The organism is uncultured Campylobacter sp., from assembly GCF_937996225.1.
Taxonomy (GTDB): domain Bacteria; phylum Campylobacterota; class Campylobacteria; order Campylobacterales; family Campylobacteraceae; genus Campylobacter_B.
The window spans coordinates 1-22,783 of the sequence record NZ_CALKTC010000080.1 but is presented as its reverse complement, the minus strand read 5'-3'; the positions used below and the strand labels follow the sequence as shown (position 1 = coordinate 22,783).

The 22,783-nt window shown below is 47.7% G+C and carries 22 protein-coding genes; 15 read left to right on the top strand and 7 right to left on the bottom strand.

Going from position 1 to position 22,783, the window contains the following annotated elements; translation table 11 throughout:
* Window positions 1–581: 581 nt before the first annotated feature.
* The 3 genes from Q0174_RS09425 (at window position 582) to Q0174_RS09415 (ending at window position 2,928) form a co-directional block, all read left to right on the top strand.
* A complete protein-coding gene (locus Q0174_RS09425; RefSeq protein ID WP_298043546.1) occupies window positions 582–1,139 on the top strand; it encodes a rhomboid family intramembrane serine protease in 558 nt (185 codons plus the stop codon).
* Between the two features lie 44 nt (window positions 1,140–1,183).
* On the top strand, window positions 1,184–1,870 hold the full coding sequence (locus tag Q0174_RS09420; RefSeq protein ID WP_298043544.1) for a histidine phosphatase family protein: 687 nt from the start codon (window positions 1,184–1,186) through the stop codon (window positions 1,868–1,870).
* 413 nt (window positions 1,871–2,283) lie between these two features.
* Entirely contained in the window at window positions 2,284–2,928 is a 645-nt protein-coding gene (locus Q0174_RS09415; protein WP_297990377.1) for a ferritin family protein, read from the top strand.
* Between the two features lie 945 nt (window positions 2,929–3,873).
* Here Q0174_RS09415 and Q0174_RS09410 read toward each other — a convergent pair.
* A complete protein-coding gene (locus tag Q0174_RS09410) occupies window positions 3,874–4,935 on the bottom strand; it encodes a tyrosine-type recombinase/integrase (RefSeq protein ID WP_298043543.1) in 1,062 nt (353 codons plus the stop codon).
* A complete protein-coding gene (locus Q0174_RS09405; RefSeq protein ID WP_298043542.1) occupies window positions 4,932–7,520 on the bottom strand; it encodes an AsmA-like C-terminal domain-containing protein in 2,589 nt (862 codons plus the stop codon). The genes Q0174_RS09410 and Q0174_RS09405 overlap by 4 nt, the downstream gene beginning before the upstream one ends.
* 129 nt (window positions 7,521–7,649) lie before the next feature.
* Here Q0174_RS09405 and mltG point away from each other — a divergent pair, with 129 nt between their 5' ends.
* Together mltG and Q0174_RS09395 are read left to right on the top strand one after the other, a co-directional pair.
* The gene (gene mltG / locus Q0174_RS09400; RefSeq protein ID WP_298043540.1) at window positions 7,650–8,600 is read left to right on the top strand and encodes an endolytic transglycosylase MltG; all 951 of its coding nucleotides are present in this window, start codon (window positions 7,650–7,652) and stop codon (window positions 8,598–8,600) included.
* Window positions 8,601–8,709: 109 nt separating this feature from the next.
* On the top strand, window positions 8,710–9,591 hold the full coding sequence (locus tag Q0174_RS09395; RefSeq protein WP_298043539.1) for a malate dehydrogenase: 882 nt from the start codon (window positions 8,710–8,712) through the stop codon (window positions 9,589–9,591).
* A 33-nt stretch (window positions 9,592–9,624) separates the two neighbouring features.
* On the opposite strand, the gene Q0174_RS09390 is transcribed toward Q0174_RS09395, so the two are convergent.
* Window positions 9,625–9,786: a hypothetical protein gene (locus Q0174_RS09390; protein ID WP_297905158.1), complete on the bottom strand. Its 162-nt coding sequence runs from the start codon at window positions 9,784–9,786 to the stop codon at window positions 9,625–9,627.
* A gap of 199 nt (window positions 9,787–9,985) precedes the next feature.
* Here Q0174_RS09390 and Q0174_RS09385 point away from each other — a divergent pair, with 199 nt between their 5' ends.
* Genes Q0174_RS09385 through Q0174_RS09370 form a run of 4 tightly spaced genes read left to right on the top strand, consistent with a single transcriptional unit; the run spans window position 9,986 to window position 12,806 of the window.
* Entirely contained in the window at window positions 9,986–10,297 is a 312-nt protein-coding gene (locus tag Q0174_RS09385) for a 4Fe-4S binding protein (RefSeq protein WP_177388316.1), read from the top strand.
* Window positions 10,297–11,418, top strand: a complete 1,122-nt coding sequence (locus Q0174_RS09380; RefSeq protein WP_298043537.1) for a 2-oxoglutarate synthase subunit alpha — start codon at window positions 10,297–10,299, stop codon at window positions 11,416–11,418. Before Q0174_RS09385 ends, Q0174_RS09380 begins: the two co-directional genes overlap by 1 nt.
* Window positions 11,419–12,264, top strand: a complete 846-nt coding sequence (locus tag Q0174_RS09375; RefSeq protein ID WP_298043535.1) for a 2-oxoglutarate ferredoxin oxidoreductase subunit beta — start codon at window positions 11,419–11,421, stop codon at window positions 12,262–12,264.
* A complete protein-coding gene (locus tag Q0174_RS09370; RefSeq protein WP_298043534.1) occupies window positions 12,261–12,806 on the top strand; it encodes a 2-oxoacid:acceptor oxidoreductase family protein in 546 nt (181 codons plus the stop codon). Before Q0174_RS09375 ends, Q0174_RS09370 begins: the two co-directional genes overlap by 4 nt.
* A 180-nt stretch (window positions 12,807–12,986) precedes the next feature.
* On the opposite strand, the gene Q0174_RS09365 is transcribed toward Q0174_RS09370, so the two are convergent.
* Together Q0174_RS09365 and Q0174_RS09360 are read right to left on the bottom strand one after the other, a co-directional pair.
* A complete protein-coding gene (locus tag Q0174_RS09365; protein ID WP_298043532.1) occupies window positions 12,987–13,733 on the bottom strand; it encodes a hypothetical protein in 747 nt (248 codons plus the stop codon).
* 183 nt (window positions 13,734–13,916) lie between these two features.
* Window positions 13,917–14,414, bottom strand: a complete 498-nt coding sequence (locus tag Q0174_RS09360) for a hypothetical protein (protein ID WP_298043530.1) — start codon at window positions 14,412–14,414, stop codon at window positions 13,917–13,919.
* Window positions 14,415–14,626: 212 nt separating this feature from the next.
* On the opposite strand from Q0174_RS09360, the gene Q0174_RS09355 reads away from it, so the two are divergent.
* Both Q0174_RS09355 and Q0174_RS09350 read left to right on the top strand, forming a co-directional pair.
* On the top strand, window positions 14,627–15,109 hold the full coding sequence (locus Q0174_RS09355) for a flavodoxin domain-containing protein (RefSeq protein ID WP_298043528.1): 483 nt from the start codon (window positions 14,627–14,629) through the stop codon (window positions 15,107–15,109).
* A 678-nt stretch (window positions 15,110–15,787) separates the two neighbouring features.
* Window positions 15,788–16,753, top strand: a complete 966-nt coding sequence (locus Q0174_RS09350; protein WP_298043526.1) for an HlyD family efflux transporter periplasmic adaptor subunit — start codon at window positions 15,788–15,790, stop codon at window positions 16,751–16,753.
* A gap of 656 nt (window positions 16,754–17,409) precedes the next feature.
* Here Q0174_RS09350 and Q0174_RS09345 read toward each other — a convergent pair.
* A complete protein-coding gene (locus Q0174_RS09345) occupies window positions 17,410–17,646 on the bottom strand; it encodes a hypothetical protein (RefSeq protein ID WP_298043524.1) in 237 nt (78 codons plus the stop codon).
* Window positions 17,647–17,884: 238 nt separating this feature from the next.
* On the opposite strand from Q0174_RS09345, the gene Q0174_RS09340 reads away from it, so the two are divergent.
* From Q0174_RS09340 to Q0174_RS09325, 4 genes are read left to right on the top strand one after another with little or no spacing between them, the layout of a single operon-like run.
* Window positions 17,885–18,055, top strand: coding sequence for a hypothetical protein (locus Q0174_RS09340; RefSeq protein ID WP_298043522.1), 171 nt, complete (start codon window positions 17,885–17,887; stop codon window positions 18,053–18,055).
* Window positions 18,056–18,111: 56 nt separating this feature from the next.
* Window positions 18,112–19,977, top strand: a complete 1,866-nt coding sequence (locus Q0174_RS09335) for an ATP-binding cassette domain-containing protein (protein ID WP_298043521.1) — start codon at window positions 18,112–18,114, stop codon at window positions 19,975–19,977.
* Window positions 19,964–20,827 (top strand): hypothetical protein, encoded by an 864-nt coding sequence (locus Q0174_RS09330; RefSeq protein WP_298043519.1) that lies wholly within the window; start codon window positions 19,964–19,966, stop codon window positions 20,825–20,827. Before Q0174_RS09335 ends, Q0174_RS09330 begins: the two co-directional genes overlap by 14 nt.
* On the top strand, window positions 20,824–22,455 hold the full coding sequence (locus Q0174_RS09325; RefSeq protein ID WP_298043517.1) for an ABC transporter permease: 1,632 nt from the start codon (window positions 20,824–20,826) through the stop codon (window positions 22,453–22,455). Before Q0174_RS09330 ends, Q0174_RS09325 begins: the two co-directional genes overlap by 4 nt.
* Here Q0174_RS09325 and Q0174_RS09320 read toward each other — a convergent pair.
* Window positions 22,430–22,783, bottom strand: a 354-nt coding sequence (locus Q0174_RS09320; protein WP_298043516.1) for a hypothetical protein, incomplete at its 5' end; no start/stop codon positions are given. The genes Q0174_RS09325 and Q0174_RS09320 overlap by 26 nt on opposite strands.

The following is a 22,783-nucleotide window of genomic DNA, read 5'->3' as shown; positions in this document are numbered from 1 at the left end:
GCAAATCAAATTAGCATTATATAAAGAACGTTTTGTATTTTATAATGCACACGTTTTTCGATTCTTTAATAATATCCGTGCCTTTAATTATACGCTAGTGCAGACTATAGAATTATACAAGAAATAACGAATTTAACGCGGTAATCTTATAAAAAGAATTTAAAATATTTACTCTAAAATTTATTTTGAAATTAATTTGAACTCAAATTTTTGTTATTCTTAGTAAAATTATACTTATAATTTTACATAAAATTCTACAAAGTAGCTTTATATAACTGAAATTTTATCGTCATTAAATTTGCAGCGTGCTTGTTTTTTAATTGATATCAGATAAACTTTATAAATTACGTAAAACTTTCAAAAAAGATTTATGGTCTAAATTTTATTATGGAGATTTTAATTTAAAGCTCTATATCTAAATTTTAGCGCAGCTATTTTGATAAGGCGCTTGCAATTAAAACTATTCGCCGAAATTTTGATGCCAACACTTATCTATGAAATTTACTCGAGCCTATAAAATCACACTACGCCTTTAATTTAATCAAAATTTTGCTACTATGCGTGAAAAATTAAGGAGCTTCATGCAATCAGGCAAATTTACTCTCGCGATCATCGCCGTGAATGTCCTATTTTTCGTGATTTCATTCGCATTAGAATATTTTTTCGGCTTTAAGTCCTACCTATTTTTCGGGCTCAATCCATATTTTTTCGAGGGGATGCCGTGGCAGCTACTAAGTTCATCTTTTATGCACGGCGGAGTGATGCATCTAGCGATGAATATGGCAGTCTTGTATCAATTCGGCGGGATTTTAGAGCGGGCGTTCGGTGGGATAAAATTTACGCTACTTTACATCGTAGGCGGGCTGCTGAGTGGCGCTTTGTGTCTGATTTATATCCGTTATGCCATGAGCATGGGAGAAATCGTCAATATCGTAGGCGCTAGCGGCGCTATCTGTGTGCTTTTAGGCGTGATTGCTTATTTTGATGAACGCAATGCGGGCGGGATTTTTATCGCAATTTTGATAATGAGCTTTGCACCGATGTTAATGGGCGTAAATGTGGCATGGTATGCGCACATAGCGGGATTTGTGGTCGGTTATGGCTTTGGAATGATCCAGAAAAAATTTAGAATTTTGTAGAATTTAACGCTAAATTATACATAAAATTTTATGAAAGGATGCGGATGAAACGGATATATTTTATAAGACATGCCGAGGCGCAAAGCGGCGGCAAAAGCGATTTTGAACGGGCATTAAGCCAAGTGGGCGAACTTTGCGCAATTAAACTCGGAGAAAAGCTGCGCAGCTTGGGACTTATGCCTGATTTGATTATTACAAGTTCGGCTATACGCGCACTCCATACGGCGCAAATTATCGCTAATGCGTTGGATGCGACAAAAAAAATAGCGTCATTGCGAGAGTTATACGACGCAAGCTTATGGGATTTGGCAAAGTTTGTTCGCAGCTTGGATGAGAAACGATTTTTTGGGTGCAGTGTGAATGTTGAAAAATACAATGCGGTTGGTCTGAGTAGCGAAAAACCTCGCGACGCAAACGCGGAAAATTCTGCTTTTAAGAGCGCTAAAATTCCCGCTAGCATTAGCGAAAATAATGCGATATCTTGCAACAATGTGGAAATTTCTAGCGCAGATATTGTGCGAAATTTTAACGCAGCTAGCGCGGAATGCGTATTTATCGTTGGACATAATCCGGCAATAGGCGGAATTTGCTCGCTTTTAGGCAAGAAGGAAGTCGATAAATTTCCTCCTTGCTCGATTTGCGGCTTAGAATTTGACGTTCATAAATTTTCAGATATTACTGATCATAGTACTGATCATAGCGGCAAAATGGTAATGCTGCAGTGCCCTTAATTACGCTTTTAACGCTTCATAATTACAATTGGGCGGCTCGTTGCGCATTTTAAGGCTACTTTTGCCGAGCATTGTCATATACTCGTGAAATAAGACTGCGCGGCAAAATTAGCAAATTATTTTTGAGATAACTTTCAAATTTTAAAAAATTTCCAATGATGTGGCTCGTCTTGAAATCGTAGACTAAATGAGTCAGAAAACTAAATTTCATATTTTTAGATGATCGAGTGTTAGCACTTTCGCTTGAAATTCCATTTGCTTTGAAAAACCTTAAATTTAGATTTTACGGATGGAAATTTCACGCTGAAATTTTCTCAAAAATATAAATTTATTGAGAAGAATAAAATTTATTAAGTAAAATTTAATAGTAGCTTTGGTATCATTCCACAAAATTTTTGATAAGGGGGTTGAAAATGAGACAGTACGAAACTTACAGATGCGACAAGTGCGGCGCGGAGGTCGAGGTGCAAAAAGTAGGCGGCGGCACGCTTAGCTGCTGCGGAGAGCCGATGAAATGCATTACCGAGGATCTGACGCAGGTAAATTTAATGAAGGCATTCGCAGGCGAGTCGCAAGCGCGCAACAAATATGATCTTTACGGCGATTTGGCCAAAGAGGCAGGCTTTCACGCTATCGCGCGACATTTTTACGAGGCTGCCGAAAACGAAAAATGGCATGCCAGAGCCGAGCTAAAGGCACATCACGCGGCTGCGGGTATCCCGCTTGATAAGATGGATAAAAATCTGCTTGATGCCGCCGCCGGCGAGCGCTACGAGCACGAGAGCATGTATCCGAGCTTTGCTAAAATCGCGACCGAAGAGGGTAAAAAAGAGGTTGCGCGCCTTTTTAACGCTATTGGCAAGGTCGAGGAGGAGCACGAGCGCGAATACAACGAGCTTCAAAAGATCCTGCTAGAGGAGGGCTTTTTCGAGAGTTTTGACGAGGAAGTTTGGGTGTGTGAGGTCTGTGGGCATGTTCATCGCGGAAAGAAAGCTCCTGGCGCCTGTCCGCTCTGCAAGGCTCCGCGTGAGTATTTCAAAAAACAAAGGCTTGTCTGATTTGATGCTTGCGGCACAGCGTTTTTTGCGATAGCTTTTGAAGCTGTCGCAAATCTGGTTTATTGTCGCGAGCCGATCGCTTAAATCTTAGCTTAAAATTTTGCGCGAGATTTCGTCTTTTTGCTCCTTTTTGCCGCGAATTCCGTGGCTAGACGAAATCTCGGGCTAAATTTATTTAGCCTAAACTCCTTTTCTTATCCCCCTAAGAAATGAAATCCTGCTCGCAAGAGCGGGATTTCTGTCGTAAAATAAATCTAAAATAATCATGCCGATGATTTTATCTCTTTAAATTTTATTAGAAATTTCTATATGATTCCTGCGCTGTTTACGAAGTAAACTTCGCGTCGGTAAATTTTGCAGCAAACTTTAGTGGCAAATCTTTTGCGTCTTTAAATTTTAAGGAGAATTCGGTGCGATAAGAATTTGGAAGTAAATCAAACTATAAAATTTTGAGAGTTTAAATTTTAAATCAGAAATTCCATCCTTGCGGAATTTGCAGATAAATTTTATATCCGCTACCTCTTAATATGTCGATTATCTTTTGCTTATAAAATCCTCGGATGAAATCCCGTATCGTCAAAATTTAAATGAAATTTTGCACTAAATTTATCTGGAATTTTAGGCAAAATCGCATGAGAAAACCTAAAAAGTAAATTATTCTATACTCCAAAAGAGTAAAATTTTAGATTCTTTTGCGATCAAGCTCTAGGGCTCGCGCGTTAATTTTAAATTTTGCCGAGTTAATGAGTTAAATTATAAAATGCGAAAGGCAGGATTTTGGATTTTGTTATTCGAATATGAAAAATAAATTTTAAAATTTTCAAAATAAAATTCCAAAACTTTTGTGAAATAAATTCCATAAAAAACAATTTCAAAGCCGCTTCAAAACGAAATCCCAAAAAATCTCGCTCAAGCAAGCCTCTCGCTACCTCAAATTTTAAAATTTCACTCCTCGAATTCCTCCGCGACCTTCGCCGCAAGGCGCAGTTTGTCGCTGTCGAAGTGGGTGTAGATGCGCGAAGTATTTAGGCTCGCGTGGCCGAGAGCTTCCTGGACGAGTACGAGGTCCTTTTGCTTTTTGTAAAGCATCGTCGCGAAGGTGTGGCGCAGCATATGAGCGCCGTTTTTTTCCTTACGGATGCCCGCGCTCATTAAAATTTTCTCCACGATGCCGCTGACGTAGGCCTGAGTAAGCGGCGCGCCGTTTTTGGTGACGAAAAGATAACCCTCTTTGTTTGCGAAATTCGTCTCCAGTGCGTTTAGATGCTCCTCGATCAGGTGGCGTTTAATCATCACGATGCGGTATTTGTTGCCCTTGCCGCGGATTCGGATGACGAAAAGATCGCCCTCTGGCGCGATATCTTTGCGCTTGAGATTTATCGCCTCGCCCACGCGGATGCCGGTGTAGACGATGATTTTTACGATCAGGCGATTGCGATGGGCAAATGAGGGAAACTCGCTTAGATTTATCGCGTCCAAAAACCGCTTCAGCTCCTCCTCGCTCATAAACTCCGGAAGCTTCGTGCCGCAGCTGCCGCTAACGCCGCCCCAGTGCTTAAGCTCGATGCCGTAGTTGTGTGAGGTGCCGTCCTGCTCGTTTTGGCGGTCGATGAAGCCGAAAAAATTTATCACGGCGATGCGGTAGTTTTTTTTGCTCGCATCGCTCAGCCCGCCCGTAATCGAAGCTAAAATTTCGCTCAAAAGCTCTTCGTCGATATTTTTCATGCTCTCAAGACCGTACTGCATGATCGCTTCGTAAAATTTTTTAAGCGGATTAAAGTAAGTGTTAATGCCCGTAAGGCCCGCATTTCGTGCGTCTTTTGCGAGCCGCTCGAGTTCATTGATGTTTGCTACTTCGTGATTTAGCGCCAGGCTCGCGCGGCGAAACAGCGCGTCGTTTTTAAGCTCCTTATTCGATAGCGCGCTTAGCTTGTAGCGCACGAATTTTACGAGCCAAAACAGCAGCGATTTTTCAAAGCTATCCTTATAATCGAGCGGGAATTTCATTTGTTCTCCTCGCTGTCGCCGAAGATCACGAACGGCAGCATCAGCGTGTTTTTGATGAGATTATACGGCGTTTTTAGCACGTCGGTCGCAACGCCGGTCGAGTAGGTGGGCTTTTTCGTCGTGCCACGAATCTCGATGATCGTTGAAATCGTGTTGTTTTCGCCCAAGATGATATGATTTAGAAGCGGAATTTTTGAGATTATCGAGCTTGCGTCTTTGAGGTATTTAAGCTCCAGATCGATATTCAGCGCGCCGCTTTTCATATCCACTTCGCCGTTGCCGGCGATATCTGCGCTACTGCCGGTAAAGTTCATCGCGTTTATGTAAATTTTATCACCGCTGCGGCGAAAGTAAATTTTACCCTTCTGCACGCTAAAGCCGCGATCGTTGAAATCGGGCGTCTTAAACGTAAGCAGCGATGGCACGGAGTTTATAAAGCTAAGCAGCCTTTGATAGATGATGTAGTCCTTCAGATAGGTGTTTTGTACGTTGATCTCGCCGCGGTAGTTTCGCGGATCGATGCCGCTTGCTTTTAGAGTAAATACCCCTCCGTCGAAGCTCTGCGAGCCCAGGAATTGATTAAGCGCCTCGCCGCTGATGTTTTGCGCAAAAATTTGAAGCAAGCTCTTTTTAAAGATCAGCTTTACGTCGCCGCGCTTGAAGCTTGCGTTCAGGTTCATATTTTTGCCGTCCAGCACGCCGTTAAAGTGCGTAAATTTCAGCGTCTTATTAAGATCGGATAGCACGATCGCAGAATTTTGTCCGCTGAAATTTATCGGTGAGCGCTCCTTTGTGCCGCTATTAAACTCGCTGGTTTGCACGCTCGTATTGATCGCGACGTCCACGTCTTTTAAAGAGACGAAGTTGCCGCCTTTGTTGATTTTAAGAGAAATTTTACCGCTTCCGCTAGAGCCTTCCAGATCGCCGCCGCGCACTCTAAGCGCGAAAGAGTCGTTTTTATAATGGCTTCCGTCCTTGTTCAGCAGACCGAAATCAAAGATGAGATTGTTGCTGCTGATATCTAAGTTTGTAAAATCGCTGGTTAAAATTTTAAGATCTCCGCCGCTAATGCCCGCGTTTTTAAGCGTCTTAGAAAATGGCAAAATTCCGCTAATATCGGGCGAGCTGATCTCGATCCGCTCGCCGAAGCTCATCTTCGCGCCTAAAAATTGCGAGCTCAGCACCGGCGCTTTGCCGCTAAAATCAAGGCTTATATTATCTCGTGCGTCGCCAAATTTTAAAATTTCTTTGCCGTTCGGGGAGAGATTGAAGCTATGAATAACGCCGTTAAATTTAGCTTTGCGCGTGGCGATATCGATACTGCCGCTTGCAGTGGCGTTAAAAATTTCATTTTGCAGATTCGCGTCTTTGATGTCGATTTTTTTTTCTGTGATATGCACCCGCGCGGCTTTGGAGTGAAATTTCGCTTTAGAGATCATCAGATCGGCGTCTTTTAGCGTCACGTTCGCATCTACCTTGGCGCTTTCCTTTTCGACGTCCACGTCTATCAGCACGCGCGCATCGATCCCGCCGCCTAGCGGATATACGGGCTCGTCTATGCCGTAGCTTTGCAGGATCGCTATAAGGTCCTTGCCCAAACTCTCCTTGGTCCGCAGATCCAGATATACGATCGGCCTCTCTTCAAAAAGCCCGCCGATACGCACGCCGCTTCCCTCCAGGCTTTTGCCTTTAAATTTAGGCTCATTTAGCGTGAAGCTTAGATAATCGTTTTTGAGCGTGATGTTGGCATCTTTTACCGTTACGGCTTCGATTTGCGGCTGAAATTTTATCGTAAGATCCTGCGCGTAGGCCGTGGCGCTAACATTTTCGGCGATCGGGCGCGGGTCTTTCAGATCGATTTTGGCATGCAGATTCTCGATATAGTAGTTTTGCGCGATCGCCTTGCCGTAGATCCACTCGTTCGCAAGAGGATTTAGCCCCGTAAGCGCGCCCAGCTCATTCATAAAATTTTTCAGACTCAAGGCCGAGGCGCGGTTTATCTCGATATTTAGCTCCGAGCCGATGTTATGCACGTCAAGCTCGCCCGCGATCTCGTGCGAAGCGAAGGTGCCGTTAAAATCATACGTATCGGCTCTGAAATTTGCTCGCGCCGTGCCGTGCAGAGTGAGATTAAAATCATTTAGTTCAAGCTCGATCGGATCGAAGTTTAGCCCGTTTGCGCTCGGCGTGATCTGCGAGTTTAGCCTAAAAAACCGCGTGTCGGCGTAAAAAACGTCGCTTTTGTATTTTAGTTTCAGGCTTTCGCCTTTTATTTTCATATTGTCTACGTCGATCTCTTCGAAAAAGGAGTTGATGAGCGAGATTTTTTTGCTAAATTCTAAAATTTTCTCGCTTTGCGTGCGCAGATCAGTGGAATTTTGCTCTAAATTTTGTGTATTATTTTGCGTAATTTCAAGATTTTTGATGCGCAGCACGAGACTTTTATTTAGCTTGAGATAAAATCCCTCAAGCTTTGCAAAGCCCACGTCCAGCTGTGAAATCGCAATACCGTGCTTTAGGCCTACCGCGCAGATTATAAAAAGTATAGTAAGAGTAAGAAAAAATCTAGCTAAAAATTTATACATCATTGTCCCATTAAAAAGCTACGCTCAAAACCAAATCGAGCGTGCCGAAAAACTGCGCTTATAATATGAAATTTATTCAAAATTTTGGCTTATTTGCCTATAATTTCAGCTAAATTTTGAAAGGAATGCATGAAATTTTTTATAAAGCTCATCAAAGCGGCGTGCATTTGTATCGAGCTTGCGGCTATCGTTCTTTTGGCCGTGGGCTTTGATCTACACGAGCGCGTCGGCAACGCGAAAACCGTACAGATAGGTCAGGGCAGCTCAACGAAAATTTTATCGCAACTCTCAAAGAGTTATCCAAAATTTACGAAATTTGATGCGAGGCTACTTTCTTTTTACGGCGGCGCAAAAACCGGCGAGCTGGAGCTTAGCGGCGAAAATTTGCCCAAATATCAATTTTTGTATGAGCTAAGCGTCGCAAAGCCCGTGATGAACGAGATCAAGCTGATCCCCGGAGAGACTACGATCGTGTTTTTAAAACAGCTTGCGAAAGATCGCGGGCTAAGCTTTAGCGAGCTTGAGCGCGAATACAACGCCACGGCGCCGTTTTACGAGGGCTTTCTGGTGCCTGAAACCTACAAAATTAGCAAAAACGAAAGCGAAAAAAATATCATCGACCACCTCATCTCAAGCGCACAAAAATTCCACGAAGGATTGTCGCGCGAGCTTAGCGGCGACTATAACGCCACGGCGTGGAAGCAGGTGCTGATCAAGGCCTCGGTCATTCAAAAAGAGGCCGCAAACGCAGATGAGATGCCCCTCGTAGCCTCCGTCATCGACAATCGCTTGGCCAAAAATATGCGCCTTCAGATGGACGGCACGCTGAATTACGGCGAGTTTTCGCACGTCAAGATCACTCCGCAGCGCATCCGCACCGACACCAGCCACTACAACACCTACCTCAACGACGGACTTCCCAAAGAGCCTGTGTGCGTGGTCTCTCGCGATGCAATACGCGCCGTTTTCGCGCCTGCAAAGAGCGAGTATCTGTATTTTATGCGAAATAAAAAGACGGGGCTTCACGATTTTGCGCGCACGCAAGCCGAGCACGAGCGCAACGTAAAGGCGCAGAGGTAAAATTTAAGGCCGTTTCGGCATTAAATTTAAAAAACGAGATTTCGTCTTTAAATTTTAAAATTTAAACCCCGCAATCATAAAAATGCGGGCCGATATTTGGGAGATAACAATGAAAATAGCGATATTCGGCGCCGGAAACATCGGCGCAGCGGTAGCAAACGATCTTATCGTAAGCGATTCTTTGAGCCAAAAGATAGATAGCATCGCGCTTGTGGATGCGGTAGAGCGGATCGCGCGCGGCAAGGCACTCGATCTAGCCCATACGGCGGCGGTTTATGAGCGCGACCTGCGCATAAGCGGCAGCACGGAGCCCGGCGACATAGCGGATGCAGGCATCGTCGTGATCACGGCGGGGCACGCAAGAAAGGCGGGGCAGAGCAGGGAGGAGTTGTTTGGCGCAAACGCCGCTATCGTCGCGCAATGCGCACGAGATGCCGCAAAATACGCGCCTAGCTCCATCATCGTCGTCGTTACCAATCCGCTTGATATGATGGTCTATGCGGCGCTGCAGGCTAGCGGGTTTGCAAAGGAGCGAGTCATCGGCATGGCGGGCGAGCTAGACGGCGCGCGGCTTAAATTTGAACTCGCGCGAGCGAGCGGCAAGGAAATTTCATCGATGAGAAGCGCGATCGTGGGTCCGCATAGCGAAGAGATGATCGCGCTTAAAAACGAGCTGGGATTTGAAATTTCGGATGAAATTTTCGAGCGCGCGGTGCAAAATACCAAACGTGCCGGCGCGCAGATCGGCGAGCTGCTGGGCACGTCTGCGTATTTGGCGCCCGCTGCTGGGATCGTAAAGATCATAAAATACATTCTTTTTGATACCTGCGACACGCTCGCCTGCTGCGTCGCGGATAGATCCGGAGTGCCTTTGGGGCGCTTCGTAAGCGTCGGTAAAATGGGCGCGATAGAGAGAAATTTCGCCTACTCGGGCGAGTTTTACGCGCAGCTTGAGCGGATGCGTGAGCGGATAGCGGAGCTAAAGTTTTAGTGGAAATAAAGCGAATTCGACGCGACGCGGAATTTACAGAGCTAAAATTTTAAAGCGCAGAATTCTTGTGATAGAATTTGCAGCATCAAATTTCACTTTGGCAAGAAATTTAAGCTCGCGGAATTTTGTAGCGTAAAATTTCATTCGCTGCGGAATTTTAAAATTTGCGCAATTTTGCCCGCTGTGAAATTTCATAGATTAAAATTTTACTTTGGCGCAGAATTTTGCGTGACGTAAAATTTTTTAAACGCCACAAAATTTTAAAATTTAAACTCTGCAAAATTTAAAAACGAGAGGACTTTAATGCGATCAAAGCAGGCTTGCGCCGCAAAATTTCAAATTTTAAATCGCGAGGCGGGATTTAGTGCAGATTTTGATAAATTAAGGAGAAAATATGAGCGAAAATGAGAGCCAGCGCGCCGTCTGGACGGATGAGAGCCGCTGTAAGGCGTGCAATATCTGCGTAAGCGTCTGTCCTAGCGGCGCGATCGCGATGAGACAGGACGAGGGCGCCGTGCAGGGCATGATGATCGACGTGGTGGATGAGGGCGCCTGTATCGGCTGTAGGGAGTGCGAGTTGCACTGCCCTGATTTTGCGATTTTCGTCGCGCCCAAGGGCTTTAAATTCGCTCGTCTAAGCTCGCAGGCTAGAGAGATGGCTGAAAAGATCAAAAACAATAATTTTATGAAACCCAAGGACGCATAATGAGAGAGGTAATTTCCACAGGCAACGCCTTAATTGCGCGTGCGGCGATTGATTGTGGCTGTAATTTTTTCGGCGGCTACCCGATCACGCCGAGCAGCGAGATCGCGCACGAGATGAGTCGCTTGCTACCTAAGGTCGGAGGTAAATTTATCCAGATGGAAGATGAAATTTCGGGCATTTCTGTAGCTTTGGGCGCATCTATGAGCGGTGCGAAGGCGATGACGGCAAGCTCCGGTCCTGGAATTTCGCTAAAATCAGAGCAGATTGGACTTGGCTTTATCGCTGAAATTCCGCTTTTAATCGTAAATGTTATGCGCGGAGGTCCTAGCACCGGGCTTCCTACGAGAGTGGCGCAGGGCGATATTTTGCAAGCTCGCAACCCCACTCACGGCGATTTTCAAAGCATCGCGCTGTGCCCGGGCTCACTAAAGGAGGCTTATACGCAGACCGTGCGCGCTTTCAATCTAGCCGAGCGGTTTATGACGTCGGTATTTTTGCTGCTTGATGAGACGCTTGGGCATATGCAGGCTAAGGCGGTGCTGCCTGAAATTTCGGATCTAAAAATCGAGCGCAGGGCGGAATTTAAAGGTAGTCCGAAAGATTATGAGCCCTACGATGCTGCGCCGGATAAGCCTGCGGTGCTAAATCCCTTTTTTAGGGGATACCACTATCACATAACGGGGCTTCATCACGGCGCGAAGGGCTTTCCGACCGAAAACGAGCAGATCGTGGATCGCTCTATAAAAAGGCTTTTTAATAAAATTTCGGCGTATGAAGATGAGATCGTGCAATACGAGGAATTTATGCTAGATGACGCCGAAATCTGCATCATCGCCTACGGCAGCGTTAGCTTAGCAGCAAAAGACGCGATTTTAAAGCTACGTGGGCAAGGCGTGCGTGTGGGACTTTTTCGCCCGATCACGCTGTGGCCAAGCCCAGCGCGCAAGCTAAGGGAGCTAGGAGAGAGATTTAATAAAATTTTGATCGCCGAGCTAAATTTAGGGCAGTATCTGCTAGAGGTGCAGCGCGCTTGCTTGAGAGATGATTTTAAGACGCTTCTTAAGGCAAACGGCAGGCCGATCAGCCCTAGCGAGATTATCGAGAAAGTAAAGGAGCTTTAAATGGCGTTTGATTACGATAAATATCTAAGAACGGACAAGATGCCTACGCTTTGGTGCTGGGGCTGCGGCGACGGAGTGATCTTAAAAGCGATCATCCGCGCGATTGACCGCGTAGGCTGGAGTATGGACGATGTGTGCGTGGTAAGCGGTATCGGCTGTAGCGGTAGGATGTCTAGTTACATAGACTGCAATACCGTCCATACGACGCACGGGCGTGCGATAGCTTATGCTACGGGTATCAATCTTGCAAATCCGGGTAAGCACGTAATAGTAGTCACTGGCGATGGCGACGGGCTTGCGATAGGGGGCAATCACACGATCCATGGATGCCGCCGCAATATCGATCTAAATCATATCTTAGTAAACAATTTCATCTACGGGCTCACGAACTCGCAGACGAGTCCTACGACACCGCGCGGGTTTTGGACGGTTACGGCGCAATACGGCAATGTCGATCCCAGTTTTGATGCGGCGAAACTTGCAATCGCTGCCGGAGCAACTTTTGTCGGACGCGAGAGCGTGACAAATCCAGAAAAAATCGAGCGACTTCTAGCCAAGGGCTTTGAGCACGAGGGTTATAGTTTTTTTGATATTTTTAGCAATTGCCACGTAAATTTGGGTCGTAAAAATAAAATGAGCGAGGCGGTGCAAATGCTAAAGTGGCTTGATTCGCGCACGATTTCTAAAGCAAAATTTGACGCTCTTAGCGAGGATGAGCGAGCGGGGCTATTTCCGCTTGGAGTTTTGCACGAAGATAATGAGCGCACCGAATACACAAAAGCGTATCAAAAGGTGATAGACGCGGCGCAAAGCGGCGAAGCGATAAATTTTGAAGGACTAAGATGAATCAATTAAGATTTGTGGGGGTGGGCGGTCAAGGCGTGATCTTAGCGGGTGAAATTCTAGCTGCGGCAAAGATCGCGCACGGCGGCTATGGAATCAAGGCATCTACGTATACCTCTCAGGTACGCGGCGGACCTACGAAAGTGGATATTATCTTAAGCGATGAAGAAATTCTATATCCTTACGCGAGCGAGGGCGAGATCGATTTCATGCTCGCAACGGCGCAGAGTAGCTACGATGCTTTCAAAAATGGCGTGAAAAAAGGTGGCGTGATCGTAATCGAGCCGAATTTAGTAGCACCGAGCGATGAGGATAGGATAAACTTTAAAATTTATGAAATTCCAATCATTACCATCGCAAAATACGAGGTTGGAAATGTCATCACTCAAAGTGTCGTGGCTCTAGCGATCGCAGTAGAGCTTAGCCGCTGCATGGACGTAGGGCTCGTAAAAGCTCAAATGCTCCGCTCTGTGCCTAAAAAAACCCGTGCGCTAAATGAAAAGGCGTATGATTTGGGGATGAAATACGCGAGAGAGTTTGGGTAAATTTAAAGACTCGGATAGAATTTGAGATTAAATTTAGATAGGGTATCTGATATGTCTTAATCTTGCGATAAATTCCGTTTGGCGTTATCTTTATTTCTTCCTACAATATCCTCCTTAGGTATCTTAAAATTTGTGTTTATGGATTTTGGCGGTTTTCTCCGCAACTACTTAAAATTATCTTCATCTTATTGTTCCATAATATTTTGAAACTATTTGGGGAATTTTCTTTAGATAGTTTTCTAAATCGTTCCTATCCGAACTGCCGATATATTCATCTATATCTCTTTTTAAGCCGTTTACTGCATAGTTTTTATCATATAAAACCTTATTATGGTATTCTTCATAGTTACTGTAATAGCCATAAAATGAAATTAATTTATATGCAAAATATCTTCCTTCTTTATTAAGAAAGCTGTCCCTTGCGTAGATATCTACAAAGTACTTGTCATCACTTAGAATCGCAAAAGCTTGCCCAATTGGTATATCCACATATTCTTCTGTTGGTTTACCATCCTCCCATTCTCCCCCTTTAACGATGTCGTTCGTAGCCTCTTTTATAGTGTAATATTTCTTTAAAGCTTCGAAAGGCTCTAGCCTCTCAACCGAAACGTTTTCTATCAGTCCGCCGCCCTCAAAATATTGATGTTTCGATATAACTACGGTTTTATTTACATCATTTTCGACCACTAATTTTAAGGTTCGCATTATCTCATCCGTAGTTGGATTTTCTTCTATGATATAAAATTTAGGACGCGTTCCGTACCAGTCATCGCGCCTAACACTATCAAGTAAGGAGGCATCTAGGTAATTTTTTAAAATTGCACCATCGCTTAAATATCTAAATTTGCTAAAAGAAAAACCCGTAAAATACAAAACGACAACGATTGAAAGCAGAGCCAGTAGCGATAAAATGTACTTCTTTTTCAAATTTATCCCCTTAAAATTTTAAAATTTCAAGAGCGCAAATTTACAAAACTAGCGCCCTTTAAAATTTCATAGATCGCTTTAAATTTCGTGAATTAGCCGCTCTTAAATTTTAAACATCGCGGTGAAATTTTAAAATTTCACCGCAAGCTTTGGGCGGCTTTAAATTTAACATACCGAGTTCTGTTAGCATCCAGAGTTTGGCTGCACCCGCGTTTCGCCGCCCGTGTGGATCAGCAGAGCCTTGCCGCGTCTAAATCTGCACGGCGGATCGGCTTGCACGGATGAGTACTCCTTACCTTTAAATTTATAGATGATGTTGGAGCCTTGCACCGTCTTTTGGGAGTTTTGGATCGCATCTCCGGCGACCGCGCCCACCACCGCGCCGCCCACGAGCCCTACAGTTTCGGCTAAGCGCCTGCTGCTGCTATGTTTGCCGAGCTTATGCCCGATGACCGCACCCGTAGTTCCGCCTGCGACGCCGCCTAAAATTTTACCAGTATTGCCCTCGGAGCGCTCTACGTTGATTTTGGCGGGCAGGACATCGACGATCTCGATCCGATCGCTCTGCCTCATGCGGTTTGTTTCGCTCGCGTCATAAATATCTCCACCATATCGATCCTGCGGGGTCGCGCAGCCGCAAAGCGCTATCGCTGCGATCAAACATAATGTGAAATTCTTCATGTTTTCTCCTTTGTAATGAGCTACGGGTGGCATTATACTATGAGTTTTTATACGAGCGGTTAAGCGGCGGCGTTAAAATTTACCGGCTCACTGCCGCTTAAAATTATCCGGATACGAGGCATTGTGCCGTATCTGGGCGCCTTATAAAATTTTTATTTCACTCAAAATTTATCTTATTTTGTTAGAATCATTCTTATTTTTAAGGAGAGAAAATGAAAAAACTATTAGTTTACGCCACCAAAGGCGGCGATACGAAAGTCGTGAGCGAATATATCGCTTCAAAGCTCGGTTTTGAGATCAAGGAGGCCAAAGAACTTGGCGAGGAGGATTTGGCGGGAGCGGGCGCGTTTATTTTTGCGGCCTCGACGCACGGCGACGGACAGATCCAGGCCAAATTCGACGAAAAATTGGAGCTTTTGAATAAAACTGATTTTGACGGACGCAAGGTCGCGCTCATAGGCGTTGGCAACGTCGAGCGCCACGGCAGCGATTTTTGCAGCGGCATGAGCGCGTTTTTGCCGGTGCTTAAAAAGGCCGATCTCATCGGCGCTTGGGGCGCAGAGGGCTATAAATTTAAACATTCGCGCGCCTTCATAAACGGCAAATTCGTAGGTCTTACGATCGATTTTAAGGGCGACGAGCACTGGCAGGCGAGGGCTGATAAATGGATCGCCGCGGTTAAAGGCGAGTTTTAAATATTTCAGCTTTTGTGCGACCGAGCGAGATTTAGGCTCGATGAGCCCAAATCTCGCTAAATTTCCCCATTAAATTTCGCGCTCCGCTTGAAAGCGGAGCCCTCTTAAATTTCATTCGCCGCGCTGTTAGAATTTCCGTCGCATTCAAACGCCGTCGGCTTATACCGCGTAAAATTTTATCGCTAGCGGGAGCCGTAAATTCCAACTCGCCGCGCAGATAGCTATAGGTGTCGCGATAAAATTTAGTTCGCGGCAACTTACGCGCTATTCGTGCAATAAACGATAAATTCCGCCCGCAGTGCTAGTGCGGTGCCCGCGCATTAAAATTCCAATCTCATATTAAAATCTTGCTTTTGCGACAAAATTTCGCCCGCAGTGCTAGCGCGGTACCGCACGTTAAATTTCCACGCTCCGCTTGAAAGCGGAGCCTCCTTATTAAAATTTTAAAATTTTTAATTCAAAAAGTAGCGATATTTTACAAGCCGTACCGCTTAAAATCGCGCGGATAGGCTAAATTTTATCCTCCCAAGCTCAAAATCTAGCCCGCTCGCGGCGGTCAATTCAATACGACAAATTTAATGCGATCGATTTATAAAATCACCGCCCGAGCCTCAAATATCAGCGCCGCATTAGAAAAGTTATTTTATAATAACCGCATATCAAAATTTAAGGCGATCTATGAAAAGGCTTCTAATTTTCGTCGTTTTTGCGCTGGCCGCTCTCGCCGCGGCGATCTACTTCAATCTCGATAGGCGCGAAGAGGTCGCGCACAAGGCCTACGGCATCATCGATATCAGGCAGAGTTCGCTTAGCTTCGAGCGCAGCGGCCGCATAAGCGCGCTTTATCGCGACGAGGGCGATTTCGTGCAGGCTGGCGACGTCTTGGCGGCTCTGGATACGGCGGATCTGAGCTTTCAAAGGCAGATTCAGATCGCGAGATGCGACGGGCTTAAATTTAGCTTGCAGAAATTACAAAGCGGCTTTCGTAGCGAGGAGATCGAGATGGCGGCGGCGAATGTAAGCGCGCTGCAAAACGCCCTACAGCTCGCCACTTTGACGAACGAACGCCTAAAGAGCCTAGGCAAAACCAACTCCGCGTCCAAGCAGCAGATCGACGAGGCGTTTTACTCGATGAAGCGCACGCAAGCCCAGCTGCAAAGTGCGCAGGCCAATCTGCGCCAGCTTCAAAGCGGCTACCGCGGCGAGGATATCGGCGCCGCCCGCGCAAATTTGGCAAGCTGCGAGGAAAATCTAAAATATCTGAATTACCAAATCGAGACACAAAGCGTGCTAAAAGCGCCCTTTAGCGGGCAGATCAGAGCGCGCCTTAAGGAGCTTGGCGACATCAGCATACCCAGCGTGGGCGTTTTTGAGCTCAGCGAAGTAAAAAATAAGCGTGCGAAATTTTATCTGAGCGAAAATCAGCTCCGTTTCCTGCGTGCCGGGCAGAGCGTGCGGATCATCGCTGCGGACGGCTCTGGCGCGAGCGCAAAGGTCGCCTACGTGAGCCAAACCGCGATGTACACGCCGCGCACGGTGCAGACCGAGGAGCTGCGTGCCGATCTCGTGTGGGAGGCGCGCGCCGATTTTAGCGACGAAGATGGGCAGTTTCGCTTAGGCCAGCCGATCAGCGTGGAATTTTAACGGGCGAGCACTGTGCGCTAAATTTTAAGTGCGGGCTTGAAATTTAGCACGCGGGCGGCGCTTCGGACACTGCGGGCGAAATTTGGATAGCAGAGCCCATCGCCCGACAAAATTTTACGCAACGCCGCGCGAGACGCTCATACAGCGTGAATCTGATGAAATTTTAAAAGCGCGCTTCGAGGCGGAATTTAAACGGCGCCTGTTTAGCAGAGCAGGGCGATGAAATTTTTTGCTACGTCTAAAGGTACATCGTTTCGGCGCAGACGATTATAAAATGCTGCGCACTTAGGGTTGGTGCCGTACAAAGGCGAAAGGCGGCGTAAATTTTATCGTGCGGGTTTTACGTGAGCCGGCAGCGGCTTTGGATAAAAGATCGGAATTTTGCAGCGCGGCAAGTAAAATTTCGGCGAAATTTTGGCGCAAAACAGCGCGAGTTAAATTTTAAAATTTGCATCTCGGCGGAGAATAGGTAAAAGCCGGCGGTAGAGCGAGAGCGGGCTTTGTTTCTAGCGGGCGTTTTGCGACAAACAAACGGCGATTGAACCGAGCGCGGACGGTAGTAAAATTCACTACGAAACGAACGGCGCGATTAAATACCGATTGCGAGTAGCGGTAAATTCGCCCCAAAGGACGCAGTAGCTGAAATCGGTACTATGTTAAGGAAAGTCGAGACTAGGTAAAATTTCGTCAAAAGAGATGGCGGCGGTAAATTTCACCTCGAAAGGCAGGCGGAAGTGAAATTTTGCCCAAAAGGCGGGCAGCGATGAAATTTTACCCCGAGAGGCGCAGCGCAGATAGAGAGCTCGGCGCTCACAGCTCGCCAGGCGTCTAAAAACTCGCTTTCGTTTGCGTTTTGAAGCGAATTTATCGCGGATACTCACGGGTCGCTTCATGTTTTGGAGACCGCCCCGTCCATGCGCGTTGTGTGTGCATCGTTAGCGGCGCGGCTAGCCGATGCGATATGCACACGCTCAAGACGGATCGGGCGGCGCGCGGAATATTCTGCGCGAGCCGTAAGCAACGCCGATCGTGCGGGCACGCAAAATTCGAGCGGGCGATTGCAGGGCGCCCAGACGCGATAGGGCTTAGTTTCGCGCGCTTGCGGTAAGTTGCGTCGAATTTATGCGAGGTTTGGGCGAAATTGTTCGACGCTCGTTGCTAAATTTAAAGCGCGCGGCGGTTGTAGAACCGAGATGCCGCGGCTGTCACAAAACTAAGACGCCGCAGTGGCTGCGAAACCACGACGTCTCGGCGGCTGCAGAAGCAAGGCGTCGCGACAAAGAGCGCTTTTTGGCTGCGTAGGTCTCGTTCGTCGCGCCAAGCGACGGGGCGAGTAAATATAAAATTTGGAGCTAGGCTTGGATCTACTAAATATCGTAAATTTAAAGAAATTTTACCTGCGAGAGGATCGCAGCAAAAACGTCGTTTTTGAAAATTTCGATCTGCGAATCGGCGACGCGCCGCGGCTCATCAGCCTCACGGGCCCCGACGGCGCGGGCAAATCCACGCTTTTAAAGCTCATCTGCGGCATCATTGCGCCCGATTGCGGCGAGATAAAATTTGCCGGCTTCACCCCTAGCGGCGAAAATAAAGAATTCGTCCGCGCAAACGGCTATATGTCGCAGAGCCTAGGGCTTTACGAGGAGCTTAGCGTCTGGCAAAATTTAAATATCTTCGCAGGCCTAAAAGGGCTTGATCTAAAAAGCGGCGAGGAGTATCTGCGCGGGCTTTTGCGCCGCGTGGGGCTTTTGAAATTCAAAGATTACGCCGTGGATTCGCTCTCCGGCGGGATGAAGCAAAAGCTCGGCGTCGCCTGCGCGATTGCGGCTCGTCCGCGGCTTTTGGTACTCGATGAGCCCACCGTCGGCGTCGATCCGCTCTCGCGCAGGGAGCTGTGGGCGATCGTGCGCGAGTATCTGGATCAAAGCGGCGCGAAATGCATATTTTCGACGGCGTATTTCGATGAGGCGGCGGATGCCGATCTGACGCTGATTTTGCTCGGCGGCAAGATCATAGCGCAGGAGCGTGCCGCAAAGATCACCGCGGCGCTGCGGGACCGCACCTTTCGCATTGGCGGCGAGGATTATCAGAGCCTGGCGCGCCGCTTGATGTTTAAGACGCAAAGGTTTTTAAAAAATTCCCCGCTCATCGACATCTGCCCCAGAGACGGCAGCGTCGATCTGCTAAGCGATGAGCCGATAAGCCTGCGCGATCTGCAGGAGTTTTTAAACGCGAGTCTAAGCGGTAGCGACGAAGACAGAGGCGGCGAAAGCACGGAGCGCGAAAACGGGGGCGACGAAAATTTTAAAATTTCAAATGAAAACGAGGGCGCTAAATTTAACGAAAACGAAAGCGCTAAATTTAAACTGAGCCCGCGCGAGGCGAGCCTAGAGGATGCGTATATTTTTTTAAATAAAGCAGAGATCGGCGCGGCAAACTTCGGCTACGAAAAAAGGAGCTTCGATGCGGCTCAAACCGTCATCAAAGTGCGCGATGTGAGTAAAAAATTCGGCTCATTCACCGCCGTGGAAAATACGAGTTTCGAGGTCAAAAAGGGCGAGATTTTCGGCCTTCTAGGTCCAAACGGCGCGGGCAAGACGACGACCTTTCGTATGATCTGCGCGCTTTTGGGTATGAGCGGGGGCGAGATCTCGGTCATGGGCGAGGATCTACGTCATGCCAAATCATCGATCAGATCGCGCATCGGCTATGTCTCGCAGAAATTCTCGCTTTATAAAAAGCTAAGCTGCTATCAAAATTTAGAGTATTTCGGCCGTAGCTACGGCATCGGCGGCATGGCGCTGAAGCGGCGCATAGAGGAGCTTTTGAGCGAGTTTGGCTTGCAGCGGCTGCGAAACGAGACATGGCAGAACCTACCCTTTGGCGCGGGGCGCAACCTTTCGATGGCGTGCGCGCTCATCCACCGCCCCGAGATTTTGTTTCTCGACGAGGCCACCAGCGGCGCCGATCCGCTTTCGCGCAGGCTCTTTTGGAACCGCATAAATGCGCTGGCGCGCACCGGCGTGAGCGTGGTCGTGACGACGCATTTTATGGAGGAGGCGGAGTATTGCGATCGGTTTTTGATCCAAGATCGCAGCAAAATCCTGGCGCTAGGCAGTCCCGACGAGGTCTGCGTGCAGCACGGGCGGCGGCTTAGCGTGCAGCAGGCCTTCATAAACGAGGTGCAAAAATTTAGAAGCGAGGTGGGCGATGAGGGCTTTTGATCTAAATTTTGCGCGAGCGACTAGGATTTTTGATCCGAATTTTATGCGGGGCGGACGAAAACCAGCGCGCCCGCGCGGCAAAATTTTAAGCGGCGCAAGGGTCATGCGGGGCGATGAAATTTTAAACGGCGGCGGAATTTTGAGCAACCGGGCTTTGGGCGTCGGTAAAATTCCAAGCGACAGCGGGATTTTTAGCAGCGGCAAAATTTGGAGCGATAGTAAAATTTTAAATGGCGGTGAAATTTTAAGAGATTGCGAAATTTCAAGCGGTAGCGGAATTTTAAATGAGATATCGCGAGGCGGGACACGGCGCGGATTTTGTAGATGGATACTGCGCGAGCTATGCGGCGAAGTGAGCCCGCTCCATCTGCGCCGTAAATTTCAAAGCGCGAGCGGTCTGCAAGCAGCTCGTAAATTTCAAAATATGGCTCGCTCGCAAATGGCTCACAAATTTAAAATGGCGGTCAGTCTGCGAGTAGCTTGTAAATTTAAAGCCTCAATGCAAAAATTTCATCGCGGATTTTGTGCCGCCGCGGAGCTTTTGCGTCAGAAAATCCGCAGCGAGATCGTACCGCGCAACTGCTTAAAATTTCAAAGCTCGCCGTATGCGATCGCGCGATTAAAATTTCAGGGTGCGATGAGCAAAATGGGCGCGGGCAGTCCGTCTGCGCCGTTAAAATTTCAAATCTCGGTTGCCGCGCTTTTGCAATTAAAATTTTGGGGTGTGTCAAATACGATCACGCGGTTAAAATTTCAAAATACGGCAGTCGCATTTGTGCGATTTAAATTCCAAAGCTTATCGCAAGCGGCGCAGTGCCGCAAAATCCGAGCACAGGGGCAGGGCGGATGAACTTTACCTTTTTAAAAATCCTCGTAAAAAAGGAGTTTGCGCAGATTGCAAAGGACCGATCGGCGCTCGTGATCGCGTTTTTGATGCCGCTAATTTTGGTCGTGATCTACGGATACGCGATGCGGATGGACATAAAGCCCGTCAAGGTGGGCTTCGTAAGCGATCTGAGCTCCAAAATCGAGCGGGATCTACTCGGCGGATTTTTGGGCTCAAAATACCTGCAAACCCGCGTCTATACGGATTTAGAGAGCGCGAGGAGAGATTTTAAGGCGCACGAGATCGAGAGCATTTTGTATTTTGATCCGCGCTTTGCGGCGAAATTTCAAAACACTTTGGGCGGACTCGGCGGCGCGGGCGGCGGCGTAAATTTAAATATCTTTAGCGACGAAAGCCTCTCCATGGACGGTGCAAGCGATATCCAAAATATGAGCGGCGACGCCAATGTCCGTCCGCTTGAGGACGGCGGCGCTGGCACTAGCACGGAGAGCGGCATAAACACCTCTGCAGGCGGTACCGGCGCAAGAGGGGAGGGCTCATACGGCAACGGCTCAGAAGCGGGCAGCAGCGGAGTAAATTCAAGCAGCGCGACCGCAAATTCTAGCGGCGGTAGTATGGGCGCGACTGCAAATTCTAGTAGCGGCGCAGGCGACATAGGCGCAAATCAAGGCAGCGTAAATTTAATAGGCGGCGCAGGCGATACGAATACAGGCCTCATCGGCGGTGCGGATGATCTCCAAAATGCAAGCCCTTACGCTAACGGCGCTAGCGCCGCTAGCGGCGCTGTAAATAACGGCGGCGGCGCGGGCGGTGCAGGAGGCGGCGCGAGCAATTCAAACAAAGACGGCGCCGAAATTTTCCTTATCCAAAATGCCACGCAGTCGCAGCTCGCGCTTCTTAGCTATGTTTACGTAGCGGGCGTAATCGAGCAGGTTTTGGCGCAAGATTACGGCTTTTTAAACGCAAATTTAAACGCCGCAGCAAGGCCCGTCAGCGTGAATTATCGCAGCTGGTTCAACGAAGCCAACGAATCGACGTGGTATCTCGTATCTGCCGAGTACGTGGGGATTTTAGGGCTCATCTGCCTGTTTATGGTCGCGGTCGTGATCTCGCGCGAATGGGACCGCGGCACGATCGCCTCGCTTTACAACTCCAACGCAAGCGCGCTTGAGATCGTCACTGCCAAGGTCGGCGCGTATTATTTCCTAGCGCTTTTGGGCGGCGCGATGACGCTCGTTTACGGGCAGGTACTTTTGGGTATCCCGATCCGCGGCAGCGTGGCGATGCTGCTGGCGACGCTTTGCGTCTTCGTGCTGGAGATGACCTGCCTAGGCATGCTGATCTCGGCGATCTGCAAAAATCAATTCCTAGCGCAGGAATACGCCATCGTCATCGGCTACCTGCCCGTGACGCTGCTTAGCGGCATGATATTCGATCTGCGTGGACTGCCCGCGGCGGTCAACTTCATCGGGCACCTGCTGCCGCCCACATACGCGGTCGAGTCCTTTCGCATCTGCTTCCTATCGGGTGGACAGAGCGCGACGCTATGGGTAAATCTCGCCATTCAGGCGCTCGGAGCGGTTTTGTTTTTCAGCTTGTGCGTGCTTAGCGTAAAAAGGGGCGCACGATGAAATTTTTAAAATTTTCGCGCAAACAAACAGAGCGTGGATATGAAATTTTAAAATTTCTTAGCGCGAAACGCTTTGGCTTACGAACGGCGACGAGGTTTTTAAAATTTACGCCAGCGCCGCCGCGCAATGGATTTAGAAATTTAAAATTTACGCCCGAACCGCTGCGCAATCGGTTTGGAATTTTAAAATTTACGCTTGCTTTAGCGCGTCTTGCGGATACAGCGCAAAATTTCATATCGCAGCGTGGATTTAAAATTTTAAAGCTTATTTGCTCGCTGCCGTTTGCTCTGCGTCGTGTTTTGCCGAGAGCAGATAAAGCCGAAGCAGG

Coding starts and splice junctions, on each gene's coding strand:
- Q0174_RS09420 (WP_298043544.1), top strand. CDS start 1,184: ATGAAACGGATATATTTTATAAGACATGCCGAGGCGCAAAGCGGCGGC.
- Q0174_RS09385 (WP_177388316.1), top strand. CDS start 9,986: ATGAGCGAAAATGAGAGCCAGCGCGCCGTCTGGACGGATGAGAGCCGC.
- Q0174_RS09360 (WP_298043530.1), bottom strand. CDS start 14,414: ATGAAGAATTTCACATTATGTTTGATCGCAGCGATAGCGCTTTGCGGC.
- Q0174_RS09410 (WP_298043543.1), bottom strand. CDS start 4,935: ATGAAATTCCCGCTCGATTATAAGGATAGCTTTGAAAAATCGCTGCTG.
- Q0174_RS09395 (WP_298043539.1), top strand. CDS start 8,710: ATGAAAATAGCGATATTCGGCGCCGGAAACATCGGCGCAGCGGTAGCA.
- Q0174_RS09350 (WP_298043526.1), top strand. CDS start 15,788: ATGAAAAGGCTTCTAATTTTCGTCGTTTTTGCGCTGGCCGCTCTCGCC.
- Q0174_RS09330 (WP_298043519.1), top strand. CDS start 19,964: ATGAGGGCTTTTGATCTAAATTTTGCGCGAGCGACTAGGATTTTTGAT.
- Q0174_RS09375 (WP_298043535.1), top strand. CDS start 11,419: ATGGCGTTTGATTACGATAAATATCTAAGAACGGACAAGATGCCTACG.
- mltG (WP_298043540.1), top strand. CDS start 7,650: ATGAAATTTTTTATAAAGCTCATCAAAGCGGCGTGCATTTGTATCGAG.
- Q0174_RS09325 (WP_298043517.1), top strand. CDS start 20,824: ATGAACTTTACCTTTTTAAAAATCCTCGTAAAAAAGGAGTTTGCGCAG.
- Q0174_RS09355 (WP_298043528.1), top strand. CDS start 14,627: ATGAAAAAACTATTAGTTTACGCCACCAAAGGCGGCGATACGAAAGTC.
- Q0174_RS09415 (WP_297990377.1), top strand. CDS start 2,284: ATGAGACAGTACGAAACTTACAGATGCGACAAGTGCGGCGCGGAGGTC.
- Q0174_RS09370 (WP_298043534.1), top strand. CDS start 12,261: ATGAATCAATTAAGATTTGTGGGGGTGGGCGGTCAAGGCGTGATCTTA.
- Q0174_RS09425 (WP_298043546.1), top strand. CDS start 582: ATGCAATCAGGCAAATTTACTCTCGCGATCATCGCCGTGAATGTCCTA.
- Q0174_RS09390 (WP_297905158.1), bottom strand. CDS start 9,786: ATGAAATTTCACAGCGGGCAAAATTGCGCAAATTTTAAAATTCCGCAG.
- Q0174_RS09405 (WP_298043542.1), bottom strand. CDS start 7,520: ATGTATAAATTTTTAGCTAGATTTTTTCTTACTCTTACTATACTTTTT.
- Q0174_RS09345 (WP_298043524.1), bottom strand. CDS start 17,646: ATGAAGCGACCCGTGAGTATCCGCGATAAATTCGCTTCAAAACGCAAA.
- Q0174_RS09380 (WP_298043537.1), top strand. CDS start 10,297: ATGAGAGAGGTAATTTCCACAGGCAACGCCTTAATTGCGCGTGCGGCG.